11 protein-coding genes and 1 tRNA gene are annotated in these 15,617 nt (G+C 69.3%); 9 read left to right on the forward strand and 3 right to left on the reverse strand.

Going from position 1 to position 15,617, the window contains the following annotated elements:
* The first annotated feature begins 34 nt into the window (after positions 1-34).
* The gene (locus tag OHA03_RS17595; protein WP_267004792.1) at positions 35-1,339 is read left to right on the forward strand and encodes a cyclopropane-fatty-acyl-phospholipid synthase family protein; all 1,305 of its coding nucleotides are present in this window, start codon (positions 35-37) and stop codon (positions 1,337-1,339) included.
* Positions 1,340-1,432: 93 nt separating this feature from the next.
* Here OHA03_RS17595 and OHA03_RS17600 read toward each other — a convergent pair whose 3' ends face one another.
* From OHA03_RS17600 to OHA03_RS17610, 3 genes are all read right to left on the reverse strand, one after another.
* Positions 1,433-3,958: an ABC transporter permease gene (locus OHA03_RS17600; protein WP_267004793.1), complete on the reverse strand. Its 2,526-nt coding sequence runs from the start codon at positions 3,956-3,958 to the stop codon at positions 1,433-1,435.
* Positions 3,959-4,013: 55 nt separating this feature from the next.
* The gene (locus tag OHA03_RS17605; RefSeq protein WP_267004794.1) at positions 4,014-4,784 is read right to left on the reverse strand and encodes an ABC transporter ATP-binding protein; all 771 of its coding nucleotides are present in this window, start codon (positions 4,782-4,784) and stop codon (positions 4,014-4,016) included.
* A gap of 243 nt (positions 4,785-5,027) precedes the next feature.
* The gene (locus OHA03_RS17610; RefSeq protein WP_267004795.1) at positions 5,028-6,047 is read right to left on the reverse strand and encodes a LacI family DNA-binding transcriptional regulator; all 1,020 of its coding nucleotides are present in this window, start codon (positions 6,045-6,047) and stop codon (positions 5,028-5,030) included.
* 222 nt (positions 6,048-6,269) lie between these two features.
* Between OHA03_RS17610 and OHA03_RS17615 the strand changes: the two genes are divergently transcribed.
* The 8 genes from OHA03_RS17615 to OHA03_RS17650 all read left to right on the forward strand — a co-directional run bounded on the left by OHA03_RS17615 (position 6,270) and on the right by OHA03_RS17650 (position 15,605).
* Positions 6,270-8,006 carry an ABC transporter substrate-binding protein gene (locus tag OHA03_RS17615; protein WP_267004796.1) on the forward strand — a complete coding sequence of 579 codons (1,737 nt, stop codon included), beginning with the start codon at positions 6,270-6,272 and terminating at the stop codon, positions 8,004-8,006.
* 86 nt (positions 8,007-8,092) lie between these two features.
* Complete coding sequence (locus OHA03_RS17620) at positions 8,093-9,088, forward strand: ABC transporter permease (RefSeq protein ID WP_267004797.1); 996 nt, start codon at positions 8,093-8,095, stop codon at positions 9,086-9,088.
* Positions 9,085-9,984, forward strand: coding sequence for an ABC transporter permease (locus tag OHA03_RS17625; protein ID WP_267004798.1), 900 nt, complete (start codon positions 9,085-9,087; stop codon positions 9,982-9,984). Before OHA03_RS17620 ends, OHA03_RS17625 begins: the two co-directional genes overlap by 4 nt.
* Before the next feature lie 4 nt (positions 9,985-9,988).
* Entirely contained in the window at positions 9,989-10,933 is a 945-nt protein-coding gene (locus OHA03_RS17630) for an ABC transporter ATP-binding protein (protein WP_267004799.1), read from the forward strand.
* The gene (locus OHA03_RS17635; RefSeq protein WP_267004800.1) at positions 10,915-11,826 is read left to right on the forward strand and encodes an ATP-binding cassette domain-containing protein; all 912 of its coding nucleotides are present in this window, start codon (positions 10,915-10,917) and stop codon (positions 11,824-11,826) included. The genes OHA03_RS17630 and OHA03_RS17635 overlap by 19 nt, the downstream gene beginning before the upstream one ends.
* Positions 11,823-14,231: a glycoside hydrolase family 2 protein gene (locus tag OHA03_RS17640; protein WP_267004801.1), complete on the forward strand. Its 2,409-nt coding sequence runs from the start codon at positions 11,823-11,825 to the stop codon at positions 14,229-14,231. Before OHA03_RS17635 ends, OHA03_RS17640 begins: the two co-directional genes overlap by 4 nt.
* Positions 14,232-14,483: 252 nt before the next feature.
* Positions 14,484-14,569: transfer RNA gene (locus tag OHA03_RS17645), tRNA-Leu, on the forward strand.
* Positions 14,570-14,717: 148 nt separating this feature from the next.
* Positions 14,718-15,605 carry a Bax inhibitor-1/YccA family protein gene (locus OHA03_RS17650; protein ID WP_267004802.1) on the forward strand — a complete coding sequence of 296 codons (888 nt, stop codon included), beginning with the start codon at positions 14,718-14,720 and terminating at the stop codon, positions 15,603-15,605.
* Positions 15,606-15,617: the final 12 nt, after the last annotated feature.

Here is a 15,617-nt window from a genome sequence, read left to right on the forward strand (position 1 = left end):
CACGTTGGGAAACACCATCACGGAGGTGTACGCCATGGCAGACGCCGCGTTGCGGCTGACCGCTCTCGCCGAGGAGTTGCTGGGAGAACCCGTACCGGTCCGGATCCGGGCCTGGGACGGCAGTGAATCCGGACCGCCGGGTGCCCCCGTACTCGTCCTCCGGAACCGCCGCGCACTGCGCCGGCTGCTCTGGAAGCCGGGCGAACTAGGCCTGGCCCGCGCCTGGGTGGCGGGCGAACTCGACATCGAAGGCGATCTGTACGAGACCCTGGACCGTATGGCCGGGCTGCTCTGGGAGCGCGGGGCGGACGCGAAGGACACCGTCCACCCGATCCGGGACCCCAAGGTGCGGGCCGCCGCCCGCGGCCTGCTGCAGCTGGCCGGGCCCTGGCCGCCACCGCCCCCGCCCGCCGAGGAGGTCCGCCGCCGCACCGGCCCCCTCCACACCAGACGCCGCGACAAGGAGGCCATCAGCCACCACTACGACGTGGGCAATGACTTCTACGAACTGGTCCTCGGCCCGTCCATGGTCTACTCCTGCGCCTACTGGGAGGACGGCGGCAGCCTGGAGGACGCCCAGCGCGACAAGCTCGACCTGGTCTGCCGCAAGCTCGCCCTGAAGGAGGGCGACCGCCTCCTCGACGTCGGCTGCGGCTGGGGCTCCATGGCCATGCACGCAGCACGCGAGTACGGCGCCCAGGTCACCGGAGTGACCCTCTCCACCGAGCAGGCCGCGTTCGCCCGCAAGCGCATCGCCGAAGAGGGACTGACGGACCGGATCGAGATCCGGGTCCAGGACTACCGGGACGTCAGGGACGGCCCGTACGACGCCATCTCGTCGATCGGCATGGCCGAACACGTCGGTTCGGTCCGCTACCGCGAATACGCCGACAGCCTCTACGCACTGCTCAGGCCCGGCGGCCGGCTGCTCAACCACCAGATCGCCCGTCGCCCCGAGAAGGACGAGTCCGCGTACCACGTGGACGAGTTCATCGACGCGTACGTCTTCCCGGACGGCGAACTCGCGCCGGTGGGCCGGACCGTCGCAACACTCGAGGAAGCGGGCTTCGAAGCCCGCGACGTCGAGTCGATCCGCGAACACTACGCACTGACCCTGCGCCGCTGGGTCGCCAACCTGGAGAAGCACTGGGACCGTGCCGTCACCATGACCTCGCCCGGTCGGGCCAGGGTCTGGCGGCTCTACATGGCGGCCTCCGCGCTCTCCTTCGAGCACAACAAGATCGGCGTCAACCAGATCCTCGTGGTGCGTCCGATGGACGGCGGGGCGTCGCGGATGCCGTTGCGCGCCCGCGAATGGAAGGCCTCCGCGGCCGACTGAACACGTACGAGTGCAGAGAGGGCCGGTACCCGCAGCTCCAGCTTGCGGGTACCGGCCCTCCGTATCAGGGGCCGGCCATCAGCGGCTCACTCGCTACTCCGTCTTGATCGCCGTCAGCATGTTCAGCCTCGCGGCGCTACGGGCCGGCCAGAGCGAGGCCAGCACGCCCACCAGCGCTGCCAGTACCAGGAAGACCGCGATCCGGTCCCATGGGATCACCAGGGCGTAGCCCGGGATGGCGGAGGCCAGCGTCCGGCCGATCGCCCACCCGAGGAACGTACCGAGCGCGACCCCGATCACCGCACCGAAGACCGAGATGACCACGGCCTCCAGCCGGATCATGCGCTTGACCTTGCGCCGGTCCAGACCGATCGCCCGCAGCATGCCGATCTCCTGCTGACGCTCGAAGACCGACATCGCCAGGGTGTTGACGACCCCGAGCACCGCGATGATCAGGGCCATCGCCAGCAGCCCGTACATGATGTTCAGCGCCGTGTTGATGAAGCCGCCGAACATGTCCCGGATGTCCTGACGGTCCATCACGGACATCGCCGGGTTGTCACCCAGGGCGTCGACCACGGCCTGCTCGTTGGCCTTCGACGCGCCGCCGTCCGTCTTCAGCCAGATCTCGCGGATGTCCGGGCGGCTCTGGTGCGCGTCCAGGATGTTCTTCGGCATCAGGACGGGCGAGAGGAACTCGTTCTCCTCGTAGACCGCGCCGACCTTCAGGGTGCCCTTCTTGTCGTCGTCGTACGTCACCGGGAGCGAGGTGCCGGGCTTCCAGCCGTTGGACTTCGCGGTCTTGTCGCCGACGGCGATCTCGCCGTCGGCGAGCGAATCCAGCGAGCCGGAGACCGTCTTCACGGAGAAGACCTTCTGCACATCGCCCGGCGTCACCCCGGACGCCGCGTGGTAGGCGCCCTCGACCCTGATGGAGGCGGCCTGCTGGGGCGAGACCGCGGAGACGGCGTCGGACTTCTCCAGGGCGGTGAGTGCCGACTCGTCGAGCGAGTCGCCGCTCGCCATCGAGATCATGTAGTCGGCCTTGATGTTGTCCGTCGTCATCCGGTCGACGGCCTGGCCGAGCGTGACACCGAGCACCGAGATGCCGGTGACCAGGGTGAGGCCGATCGCGAGCGCGGAGGCCGTTGCTCCGGTACGCCGGGGGTTGCGGACCGCGTTCTGCGCAGCCAGCTTGCCCGAGACGCCGAACAGCTTCAGCAGCAGCGGCCGCACCAGCGCGATGACCGGCCGCGACAGCAGCGGGATCAGCACGATGACACCGATCAGCGCCACGAAGGCCCCGGCGCCGATGATCGTCCGGCCGTCCGAACCGGCCGCCGCACCCGCGACGATCCCGGCCGCACCGAGCAGGGTGAGCACCCCGCCGATCGAGTTCCGCACGACCAGCGACTTGGTGGTGGCCACCGCGTGGACACTGCTCATCGCGGCCACCGGCGCGATCTTCGCGGCACGGCGGGCGGGCAGCCAGGCGGCCAGCACGGTGATCAGGACGCCGACGCCGAGCGCGGCACCGACCGCGAGGGGGGAGACCACCAGCGGACCGGCCGGGATCTTCCCGCCGATCAGGCTCATCGCCGAGCGCAGTCCGACGGCGAGACCGATACCGAGCAGGAAGCCGATCACCGAGGCGAGCGCGCCGACCACGGCCGCTTCGAGGAGCACGGACCGCTTGACCTGGCGGCGGGAGGCGCCGACGGCGCGCAGCAGCGCCAGTTCCTTGGTGCGCTGGGCGACCAGCATGGTGAACGTGTTGGCGATCAGGAAGATGCCGACGAACAGGGCGATGGCCGCGAACGCGAGCAGCATCGTGTTGAGGTTGCCCAGGCCGTCCTCGATCTGCTTCGCCTGGTCATCGGCGAGGACCTTGCCGGTCCTGGCGGTGGCGTCCTCGGGCAGCAGCGGCTCCACCGCGTCCAGCAGCTTCTGGTCGGAGGCGCCGGCCGCGGCGGTGACGGTGATGTCCTGGAACCAGCCGGGCTTCAGATAGAGCTGCTGGGCGACCGGGGTGTCGAAGAGGACCAGGCTGCCGCCCGCGTTGACCGCGCCGTCCTCGGTGGTGAAGATCCCGGAGAGGGTGTACTCCTTCACCGGTCCGTTCGTGGCGACCCTGACCCGGTCGCCGACCTCGTACGCGCCCTTCTTCGCGGTCTCCTTGTCGAGCGCGATCCGGCCGTCGCCGACCGGGCCCGTGCCGTCGACGAAGGTGTACGAGGCGTCCTTGCCGTCGGCGCCGGGGGAGAAGTTGCCGCCGGTGTTGGACCAGCCGTTGCCGATCAGCTTGCCGCCCGGGTCGGCGACCCCGGCGAAGCCTGAGACCCGGCCGGTGGCGGCGGCCACCCCGTCCAGGGACCGGATCTTCTTCAGCGTGGCGGCGTCGATGCCGGACGTCTTTTCGTCGCGCCGGTCGGCGTGGGTGGTGACGGCGACGGCGACGTCGTCGTAACTCTTCGCCGACTGGTTGCGGAAGGCGTTGCCGAGGGTGTCGGTGAAGACCAGGGTGCCGGAGACGAAGGCCACGCCGAGCATCACGGCGAGCACGGTCATCAGCAGCCTGGCCTTGTGCGCGAGCACATTGCGCAGGGCGGTACGGAACATGTCTGTCAGTCCTGGGATGGGTTCCGGAAGCGGGATCGGGGGAGGCGGTCCGTGCTCAGCTGGTACGGCCCTTGGAGTCGAACGCCTTCATCCGGTCCAGCACCCCGTCCGCGGTGGGACGCACCATCTGGTCGACGATCGCCCCGTCCGCGAGGAAGATCACCCGGTCCGCGTAGGAGGCGGCTACCGGGTCGTGCGTCACCATCACCACGGTCTGGCCCAGCTCGCGCACCGAGTTGCGCAGGAAGCCCAGGACCTCGGCGCCGGAGCGGGAGTCCAGGTTCCCGGTCGGCTCGTCACCGAAGATGATCTCCGGTCGGGAGGCCAGGGCGCGGGCCACCGCGACACGCTGCTGCTGGCCGCCGGAGAGTTCGGTCGGCCGGTGCTTCAGCCGGTCGGACAGACCTACCATGTCGATCACCCCGCGCAGCCATTCGGCGTCCGGCTTACGGCCTGCGATGTCCATCGGCAGGGTGATGTTCTCCAGTGCGGTCAAGGTCGGCAGCAGGTTGAACGCCTGGAAGATGAAGCCGATCTTGTCCCGGCGCAGCTGGGTGAGCTGCTTGTCCTTGAGGGAGCCGAGCTCCGTCTCGCCGAGCCGTACCGAACCGCTGCTGAAGCTGTCGAGGCCGGCCACGCAGTGCATCAGGGTGGACTTGCCGGAGCCCGACGGGCCCATGATCGCGGTGAACTCGCCCTGCGGGAAGTCCACGGTGACCCGGTCCAGGGCGGTCACCTTGGTCTCGCCCTCTCCGTAGATCTTCGACAGTTCCGTGGCGCGGGCGGCCACCGCGGTGGCGCGGTGAGCGGTGGACATGGTGGTCACGGGAGACTCCTGGGTCGGGGCTCGGTTCAGGTACGGGGCCTTCTGCAAGGCACCGCTCCATCGTCTCCGTCGATTCGCCGCCGGTCGTCAGCCCCGGTGCCCGTTCCGGAGGCCCTCTTGAGTCGCATCGGCGGGGTACGCGCGTCCTCCTGCGGTATGACGGCGACCCCGATGGCGTACCGCGCTTGTCACATCCCGCACGTCACATCCGGCACGTGGCACCGGCCGCCCCGCACCCGGCGCTCAGCGCGGCGGCGCCGTGGAGCCGCGCGGGACGAGGCGGGCGGCGGAGTCCTCGAATCCGGCTGCGCTGCCCTCCGTGACCAGCGCCATCAGCGTGCGCGCCGCATGACTTCCGTACGCCGGGATGTCCCGGCTCAGCGCAGTCAGCGGCGGCCGGACCACCCGGGAGAGCTGGGAGTCGTCCCAGGCGACCAGGGAGAGGTCGCCGGGGACGTCGAGCCCCATCTCCTGGGCGACCGAGAGACCGGCCACGGCCATGATGTCGTTGTCGTAGATGACGGCGGTCGGCCGCGCGGCGGAGCTGATCAGCCGCCGCGTGGCATGTGCCCCGTCGTCGCCGGAGTAGTCGGTGTGGACGATCACCGGTTCGCCCAGACCCAGTTCGGCGCTGATCTCGCGCTGGGCCCGGTCGCGCAGCTGCGTGTGGGTCAGGTCGGGGAGCCCCGCCACCCGGGCGACGGACCGGTGGCCCAGCGCGGTCAGATACGTGAGGGTGTCGCGCACCGCTGCTGAGTCGTCCGACCATACGGAAGTGAGCGGGCCGGCCGCCGAGGGGTGGCCGATCGCCACGGCCGGCATCCCGAGTTCGGCGACGCCCTCGATCCGCGGGTCGGGGCTGCGCAGGTCGGCGAGGAACACCCCGTCCACCCGGCCCTCGCCCCACCAGCGGCGGTACACCTCCAGCTCCTGCGCCGGATCGTTGACGACCTGGAGCAGCAGGGCGCAGCCGCGCGCGGAGAGCTCGCTCTCGATGCCGCTGATCAGCTCCATGAAGAACGGCTCCATGCCGAGCAGCCGAGCGGGCCGGCACAGCGCGAGGCCGACGGCGTCGGCGCGGGCCCGGGTGAGGGCGCGGGCGGCGCTGTTGGGCCGCCAGCCGATCTCCTGCGCGATGGCCTTGATCGAGGCGCGGGTCGCCGGGGAGACCCCCGGCCGGTCGTTCAGCGCGTACGACACCGCGACCTTGGAGACCCCGGCGCGGCGCGCGATGTCCGCGATCGTAGGGCGGTGTTTGGGCATGCGACCTCGCTTAACCGGTTCTTGTTCCATGACCATCCTAATCACCGACCAGGCTGCCTGTGATCTCCCTACGAAGGGTGATGATCGTTCAACTGGCCTGAAAGCAAAGGGAATGGGAGCGCTCCCGCTCCCTTGACACGACTTCACGGCGGCTTTAACTTCACGGCACTTACCCGGTTCAGTAACTCCGCTCGGCAGGGATGGCGGGGAAAGGGAGAGATGATGGGTACGGGATTCCGGGGACGGATCGCGACCACGCTCGCCGTGATCGGACTCGCCGCCACCGCGTGCACGGGAGGCGGCTCCTCGTCGGGTGGATCGGGCGGCTCCGGCGGCGGTTCGGGCGGCGCGCTTCCGCGTAACGAGACGCTCTACACGACCGGTACGCAGTGGGGGCCGCCGGCCAACTACAACCCACTGCACGACTGGGACCACGCGACCGGCACCAAGGGCCTGGTCTACGAGACGCTGTTCCACTTCGACCCCGAGGCGGGCAAGCTGACGCCCTGGCTGGCCCGGTCGGGCAGCTGGACCGACGACAGGACCTATGAGCTGAAGCTGCGACCGGGCATCACCTGGTCCGACGGCAAGCCGCTCACCGCCCAGGACGTCGCCTACTCCTACGGGATCGGCAAGATCGAGGCGTCGTCCTTCCACAACCTGTGGACCTGGCTCGACAAGGCGGAGGCGGTGGACGCCACCACCGTCCGCTTCACCTTCAAGCAGGCCCGGTACCAGGAATGGGACTTCACCCTCTACGGTCGCCCGATCGTCCCCGAGCACATCTGGAGCAAGCGCTCCGACAAGGAAGTCCTCGACGGTGTCAACGACAAGCCGGTCGGGACCGGGGCGTACACCCTCAAGAGCCACACCCAGGACCGTGTCGTGTGGCAGCGGCGCGACGACTGGTGGGGCGTCAAGACGCTCGGCATGAAGCCGGCGCCCCGCTACATCGTCGACATCTCCAACCCCAGCAATGAAGTGGTCATCGGCCAGCTGGGCCAGGGCCAGCTGGACCTGAGCAACAACTTCCTGCCGGGCGCCTCCTCGCTGATCAAGAGCAAGAAGGTCGTCTCGTACTACGACAAGCCGCCCTACATGCTCTCCGCCAACACCGCCTGGCTGGTGCCCAACACCAAGAAGAAGCCGATGAACGACGCGGCCTTCCGCAAGGCGCTCGCCGCGTCCGTCGACGTCGGGAAGATCGTCAAGGGGGTGTACGGGGAGCTGGTCAAGCCCGCCGACCCGACCGGGCTGCTCCCGCAGTGGAACCAGTTCGTCGACCAGGACCTGGTGGCGAAGGAGGGCTTCGCCTACGACACGGGCAAGGCCAAGCAGATCCTCGCCGACGCCGGGTACAAGGACACCGACGGCGACGGGTTCGTGGAGAACACGGACGGCTCGAAGATCAGCCTCAAGCTGGCCGTGCCGACCGGCTGGACCGACTGGATGGAGGCCGCGAAGGTCATCGCCGCCTCGGGCAAGGCCGCGGGCATCCGGATCACCACCGAGTTCCCCGACCAGAACGCCCTCAACGAGCAGCGCGGCAAGGGCGATTTCGACCTCGTCATCAACAACGAGCGCCAGCTCTCCAACACCCCCTGGACGTACTACGAGTACATGTTCCAGCTGCCGGTCCAGAAGCAGCAGAACACGGTCAACTTCGGCCGGTACGAGAACAAGGAAGCCTGGAAGCTGGTTCAGCAGCTCGGCGGGGTGAAGACCGACGACGCCGAGGGCATGAAGCAGGTCATCTCCAAGATCCAGGACATCCAGCTCAAGGAGATGCCGGTCATCCCGCTCTGGTACAACGGCCTCTGGTCGCAGTCCACCACCGGAACCTGGACCAACTGGCCGTCGGACGCCTCGGGCGCGCCCAAGTACGCCCCCGCCCTGTGGCGCAACTGGCTGGAGATGGGCGGCTTCGAAGCGCTCACTCAGCTCAAGCCCGCCAAGTGACACGGCCGTTCTGATTCCATGATCGCCCCGCCGTGCGCGCGCCCTGGCCGCTGACCGCACGGCGGGGCTCTCCCCGGGGAGCCCCCTTGCGCCGCTACTTCGCCAGAAAACTCCTGATCTACGCGCTGACCTTCGTGGTCGCCGTCACCGTCAACTGGATGATCCCGCGCTTCATGCCGGGTGACCCGGTGTCGGCCATGGTGGCCCGCGCCCGGGTCTCCCAGCCGGAGGCCGTCGAGGCGATGCGCTCCTACTACAACGATCTGTTCGGCTTCGACGAGCCGGTCTGGCAGCAGTATCTGCACTTCTGGAGCGCCCTCCTGCAGGGCGACTTCGGGCTTTCCATCTGGGTCTTCCCCAAGCCCGTCGCCGACGTCCTGCTCGACGCGCTCCCGTACACCCTGGGTCTGATGATCCCGGCCATCCTGCTCAGCTGGTTCGTCGGCAACTGGGCCGGCGCCCTCGCGGCCCGCCGCAAGGTCCTCGACAACACACTGCTCCCGGCCGGATATCTGCTGACCGCGATGCCGTACATGTGGATCGCCGTCATCCTCGCCTGGGCGCTGGGCTCCAAGGCCGGCTGGTTCCCCCTCTCGGGCGGCTACAGCCTGAACATCCAGCCGAGCTACAGCATCGACTTCGCCGTGGACCTGCTGCAGCACTGGGTGCTGCCCTTCCTCTCTCTCTTCCTGGTCGCGCTCGGTGGCTGGGCGATCGGCATGCGCAACATGATCATTTACGAGCTGGAGTCCGACTACTCGTCCTATCTGTCGGCCCTCGGCGCACCGCAGCGCCTCATCCGGCGCTACGCCTTCCGCAACGCCGTGCTGCCCCAGATCACCGGCCTCGCACTCCAGTTGGGCGTCCTGGTGGCCGGAGCGCTCGTCACCGAGATCGTCTTCGCCTATCCCGGGCTCGGCTCGCTCATCCTGGCTGCGATCCAGAACCAGGACTTCTTCCTGCTCCAGGGTGCCTTCCTGTTCATCGTCATCGGAGTGCTGATCGCCAACTTCCTCATCGACATCGTGTACGTCGTCGTCGACCCCCGCACCCGAACCGGCATGGCAGGAGGCCAGTCGTGAGCACCGTGCCCGAACCGGCCGCCGACACCGTCGCCGTGGCCGCGTCCCAACCCACCCGCGAGACGCTCCACTACGCCCTGCGCAACCCCAAACTGCTCATCGGATTCACGGTCGTCGCGCTGCTCCTGGTCGTCGGCATCATCGGCCCGCCGCTGCTCGACAACGCCGACCCCAACGAGTACGTGGGACCACAGGCCGCACCGCCGGACGGGACGTACTGGATGGGCACCACCACCTTCGGTCAGGACGTGTACGCGCAGTTCGTGCACGGACTGCGCGCCACCTTCCTGGTGGGCGTCGTCGGCGGAGCCATCGCCGCCGTCATCGCCATGCTCGTCGGATTTCTCGCCGGCTACCGCGGCGGAGTCGTCGACGAGATCCTCAACATGGTCACCAACGTGGTGCTGGTCGTGCCGGCCCTCGCCGTGCTGCTGATCATCAACGCCTATCTCGGGGTGCGGTCCGTCGCCGTACAGGGACTGTTCATCGGACTCACCTCATGGCCGTGGGCGGCGCGTGCGATCCGTGCGCAGACCTTCTCGCTGCGCACCCGGGAGTTCGTCGACCTGGCCCGGCTCAGCGGGTGCTCCACCTGGCGGATCGTCTTCCGCGAGATCGCGCCCAACATGAGCTCGTACCTCTTCATGATGTTCATCCTGCTCTTCGGCGGCTCCATCCTGATCGCCTCCTCACTGGACTTCATCGGGCTCGGCCCCACCGAGGGCGTCTCGCTCGGGCTGATGCTGCAGAGCGCCCAGCAGTGGAGCGCACTCCAACTCGGCATGTGGTGGTGGTTCGTTCCGCCCGGTGCCGGGATCACCGCGATCGTGGGCGCGCTCTACGTCGCCAATGTCGGCCTCGACGAGGTCTTCAACCCGAAGCTGCGGGAGGCCTGAACACATGACCCTGACCGTCACCGATCTGCGGGTCCACTACCGCACCCTGCGGGGCGAGGTCCGGGCGCTGGACGGCGTCAGTTTCGACCTGGCCGACGGGGAGATCCTGGGCCTGGCGGGCGAGTCCGGCTGCGGCAAGACGACGCTGGGCAAATCCCTCATCCGCCTCGACGGCCGGATGCGCCACGCCGGCGGCACCGTGACCCTCGACGGCGACGACGTCCCGATCGCCGACGACCGTGCCATGAACGCCTTCCGCTTCCACCGGATATCGCTCGTACCGCAGTACTCGATGAGCGCCCTCAACCCGACCCGGCGCATCGGCCGCATGATCCGCGAACTCCTCGCCTCACGCGGCGTCGGTGTCGACACCGACGAACTTCACCGCCGCCTGGATCTGGTCGGCCTGGACCACGACGTCCTGGACCGCTACCCCATCGAGCTGTCCGGCGGGATGAAGCAGCGCACCATCATGGTGATCTCCACCCTGCTCGACCCGGCCGTGCTCATCGCCGACGAGGTCACCTCCGCCCTCGACGTCTCCACCCAGCGGGCCGTCGTCGGCGCACTCACCGGGCTGCGCGACAAGGGGCTGGTCACCAGCATGATCTTCGTGACCCACGATCTCGGACTGACCTCGCACATCGCCGACTCCATCATGGTGATGTACGCGGGGAAGATGGCCGAGAAAGCGCCCACGCAGGTCCTGACGACCGAGCCCCGCCACCCGTACACCAGACTGCTGCTCGGCTCGCTCCCGGAGGTCGGGGCCCGGTACGCGGACAAGCCGCTGAAGGGGATCGCGGGCTCTCCGCCCTCCCTGCTCGACCCACCGGCCGGCTGCCGCTTCCGTGACCGCTGCCCCCTCGCCGACGGCCGGTGCGCCGAAGAGCCCCCCGTCGTCGAGGTGGCTCCCCGTCACTCCGTCGCATGCTGGAAGGCGGCCTGATGCTGACCCTCGACCGTGTCACCAAGACCTACCGGGCCGGTGCCTTCGGCGGCGGCTCCGTCACCGCCGTCGACCGGGTCTCCTTCGACGCCGCCCCGGGCGAGGTCGTCTCGCTCATCGGTGAGAGCGGCAGCGGCAAATCCACCATCGGCCGGATGATCCTCGGCCTCACCGAGGTCAGCGACGGCCGCCTCACCCTCGACGGGAAGGCGGTCCGCCCGGGCAAGGACTTCTACCGCCGGGTCCAGGGCGTCTTCCAGGACCCCTTCTCCTGCTACAACCCCGTCTTCAAGGCCGACCGTGTCTTCGCCCTCGTCCGTCACGCCTACCATCCCGGAGTACCGGACAAGGAGTGGGCCGACCGCATCGAGCAGGCGGTACGGGACGTGCGCCTGGACCCCGGACAGGTGCTCGGCCGCTACCCGCACCAGCTCAGCGGCGGCCAGCTGCAACGCCTCCTGATCGCCCGCGCCCTCCTGCTCGACCTGAGTTTCCTGGTCGCCGACGAGATCACCAGCATGCTCGACGCCTCCACCCGCATCGACGTCCTCAACCTCCTGGCCGGGCTCAAGGAGCGCGGCCTCGGCGTCCTCTACATCACCCACGACCTCTCGCTCGGCACCTATCTTGCCGAGCGGACCGTGGTGCTGCGCCGCGGCAGGATCGTCGAGCGCGGCGACACCCAGAAGGTGTTCGGCAACCCGCTCCACCCCTACACCCGCACCCTCCTGGCCGCCGTGCCCCGGCTCAACACCCCGTGGACCCTGCCCGAGCCCGTGGAGACCTGCGCCTTCCACGAGGCGGGAGCACGGGACGGCGATCTGTACGAGACCGAACCGGACCACTTCGTCGCCTGCGCCCAGCTCCCCGACTGCGGAAGGACCCCGGCGTGACCCCTCGCCACCTGCCCCTGCACGACGGCTGGACGCTCGGCGCCGACGGTCCCGTGCCCCTCGGGCTCCCCACAGGAGGCGTCCCCGCCACCGTGCCCGGCTGCGTCCACACCGATCTGCTCGCCGCCGGACTCATCGACGACCCGTACCTGGACGACAACGAGACCCGCCTGGACTGGATCGGCCGGACCGACTGGACGTACCGCACCGCCTTCGACTGGACGGAGGACGGCCACGACCACGCCGACCTGTGCTTCGACGGGCTCGACACCGTCGCCACCGTCCTGCTCAACGGCACGGAGGTCGGCCGCACCGCCAACCAGCACCGCAGCTACCGCTTCGCCGTCCGCCCGCTGCTCGTCGAGGGCACCAACACGATCGACGTACGGTTCACCGCCCCGTACACCTACGCCGAGGAGCTGCGCGAACGGCTCGGCGACCGGCCGGGCGCATACACGGAGCCGTACCCCTTCATCCGCAAGATGGCGTGCAACTTCGGCTGGGACTGGGGGCCGACCCTGGTCACCTCCGGCATCTGGCGGCCGGTCGCCCTCCAGTCGTGGACCGGGCCGCGGATCGCCTCGGTGAAGCTGCTGGCCGACCTCGCGGACGACGGGGCGCCCCGGCTGAGCGTGACCCTGGACGTGGACCGGGGCGGCGACCCGGGCACGCTGCAGGCCGTCGCGGAGGCGGCCGGCGAACGGGCCGAGCTCACCGTCCCGGCCGGACAGGACAGCGCCACCACCACTCTCCTCGTCCCGCACGCCGAGCCCTGGTGGCCGCACAGCCACGGCGAGCAGCCCCTGTACGAGGTGACCGTCCGCCTCGGCGGCCACACCTGGCACGGCAGGACGGGCTTCCGCTCCGTGTCCCTGGAGCGCGAGGCGTTCCGGATCGGCGTCAACGGCGAACCCGTCTTCGTGCGCGGCGTCAACTGGATCCCCGACGACTGCTTCCCGGCGCGCCTCACCCGGCGGCGGATCTCCGACCGCCTCGACCAGGCGCTGGCCGCAGGCGTCAACCTGATCCGGGTCTGGGGCGGCGGCCTCTACGAGAGCGACGACTTCTACGAGCTGGCCGACGAGAAGGGACTCCTCGTCTGGCAGGACTTCCCGTTCGCCTGCGCCGCCTACCCGGAGGAGCAGCCGCTGTACGACGAGGTGGCGGCCGAGGCCCGAGAGAACGTGGTCCGTCTCGCCCCGCACCCCTCCCTCGTCCTGTGGTGCGGCAACAACGAGAACCTGGAGGGCCACGCGGACTGGGGCTGGCGCAAGGAGCTCGGCGACCGGACCTGGGGCCACGGCTACTACCACGAGCTGCTGCCCGCGATCTGCGCCGAGACCGATCCCACCCGCCCGTACTGGCCCGGCTCGCCCTACTCCGGCTCGCCGGAACTGCACCCCCAGGACCCGGCCCGCGGCACGATCCACATCTGGGACGTCTGGAACCGGGCCGACTACCGCGCCTACGCGGACCGTGTCCCCCGCTTCGTCGCCGAATTCGGTTTCCAGGGCCCGCCCGCCCACGCCACCCTGCGGCGCGCCGTCAGCGGCCCTCTCACGCCCGGCGCCCCGCTGCTCACCCACCACCAGAAGGCCGAGGACGGCAACGCCAAACTGCTCCGCGGCCTCGGCGACCACCTGCCGCAGCCGGGCGGGTCCTTCGACGACTGGCACTGGCTCACCCAGCTCAACCAGGCCCGCGCGGTCGCCTTCGGTATCCGCCACTTCCGCTCGCACACCCCGTACTGCATGGGCACCGTGGTCTGGCAGCTCAACGACTGCTGGCCGGTCGTCTCCTGGGCCGCGGTCGACGGCGACGGCCGCCGCAAGCCCCTCTGGTACGCGCTTCGTGCCGTGTACGCGGACCGGCTGCTGGTCGTGCGTGACGGCGCGCTGCACCTGGTCAACGACGCTGACCGGCCCTGGGCGGGCACGCTGTGCCTGACCCGGCACGCTCTGGACGGCACCGTGCTGGCGGAGGAGGAGCTGAGGGTGAGCACGGCCCCGCGCCAGGTCACCCGGCTCACCCTGCCGCCGTCCGTCGCGGAGCCGGCGGACCGGACGCGGGAGCTACTGGTGGCGCGGCTGGGCGAGGTGCGGACAGTCGAGTTCTACGAGGAGGACACCCGGCTGGCTCTGCCGCCCGCCCGCTACGACGTGACGATCACCCGGAGTGACGGCGACGCGTCCGCATACCGTGTCGAGGTGACCGCCCGCACACTGCTGCGGGATCTCGCTCTCTTCCCCGACCGGCTCGATCCGGCGGCCGAGGTGGACGAGATGCTCGTCACCCTGCTGCCGGGGGAGAGCGCTGTCTTCCGGGTGACCGGCGCGGTGATCGAGGACCCGGGGGCACTGGGGACCCGCCCGGTGCTGAGGTGTGTAAATGACACCATTGCCTAGCCGGGTGGCGGACCCATGGCGAGCCATGGCGCACCCATGGCGCATTGGGCCGTCCGGGTGCGGCGAGTTTCCGTCAATCCCGATTGTGGGTCTTGGTACCCACTACCCCGGCCAGGCATGTGCCGATGCCCTCTCAGCCATGCTGACGGACCCTCAAACGGTCAATAAAATAAGACAACATCGAGCCACAGTTCCGCTGATCGGGGGACGTCCACGGATAGGGTCATGTGCCAACGCGGAGCCGCGCGCCAGGCCCGGATGGTGGAATGCAGACACGGCGAGCTTAAACCTCGCTGCCCCTCGGGGGCGTGCCGGTTCGAGTCCGGCTCCGGGCACCACTGCGACATTCGGTGACCGTGCCGGTGCGGACAGGCGTTAGTTCAGCGATCAACCTTCATAAAGATCCTCCCCTGGCACTAGGGTGATTCTTTTGCCTACCCATTACTCTTGTGGGAAGGCCACGCAGGGTGGCCATGGAGGAGAGCAATGAGGAGCAGCAACCCGGTCTTCTCGCGACGGGGGTTCAGCCGCGACAACGGCTACGCGGGCTTCAACGCGGCGCCGCAGGCCGGGGCCCCCGTGACGGGTGCCGACCCGTACGCGCAGGGCACCGCCGCGAACCCGTACGCCACCAACCCCTACGCCCAGCAGGACACCCGGTACGGCGCCCCGCAGGCGCCCGCGCGCACCGGTGCGATGACGATCGACGACGTCGTCACGCGTACCGCGATCACGCTGGGCACCGTGGTGCTCGGCGCGGCCCTCGCCTGGGCCCTGCTGCCGGTCGACGAGGCCAACCTCGGCAAGTCCTACGGCATCGCGATCGGCGCTGCCCTGGTGGCATTCGTCCTGTCGCTCATCCAGTCGTTCAAGCGCAAGCCGGTCCCGGCGCTGATCGTCTCCTACGCGGCCTTCGAGGGTGTCTTCCTCGGGGTGATCTCCAGCGCGGTCTCCACGTACATCGGTCCCGGCGTGGTGATGCAGGCGGTGCTGGGCACCATGTGTGTCTTCGCCGGTGTGCTTTTCGCGTACAAGATGCGCTGGATCCGCGTCACCCGCCGGTTCTACGGCTTCGTGATGGCCGCCGCCATGGGCTTCATGCTCCTGATGGTGGTCAACCTGCTGTTCGCCGCCTTCGGCGGGGGTGACGGCCTGGGCTTCCGCAGCGGCGGTCTCGGCATCCTCTTCGGCGTCATCGGGATCATCCTCGGTGCGTGCTTCCTGGCCCTGGACTTCAAGCAGGTCGAGGACGGCATCGCGTACGGCGCGCCGCGCGAGGAGTCCTGGCTGGCGGCCTTCGGTCTCACCATGACCCTGGTGTGGATCTACCTGGAGATGCTGCGTCTGTTCTCCATCCTCAGCGGCGACGACTGACCGCACAGCCCC

Source organism: Streptomyces sp. NBC_00154 (assembly GCF_026342835.1).
GTDB lineage: Bacteria > Actinomycetota > Actinomycetes > Streptomycetales > Streptomycetaceae > Streptomyces.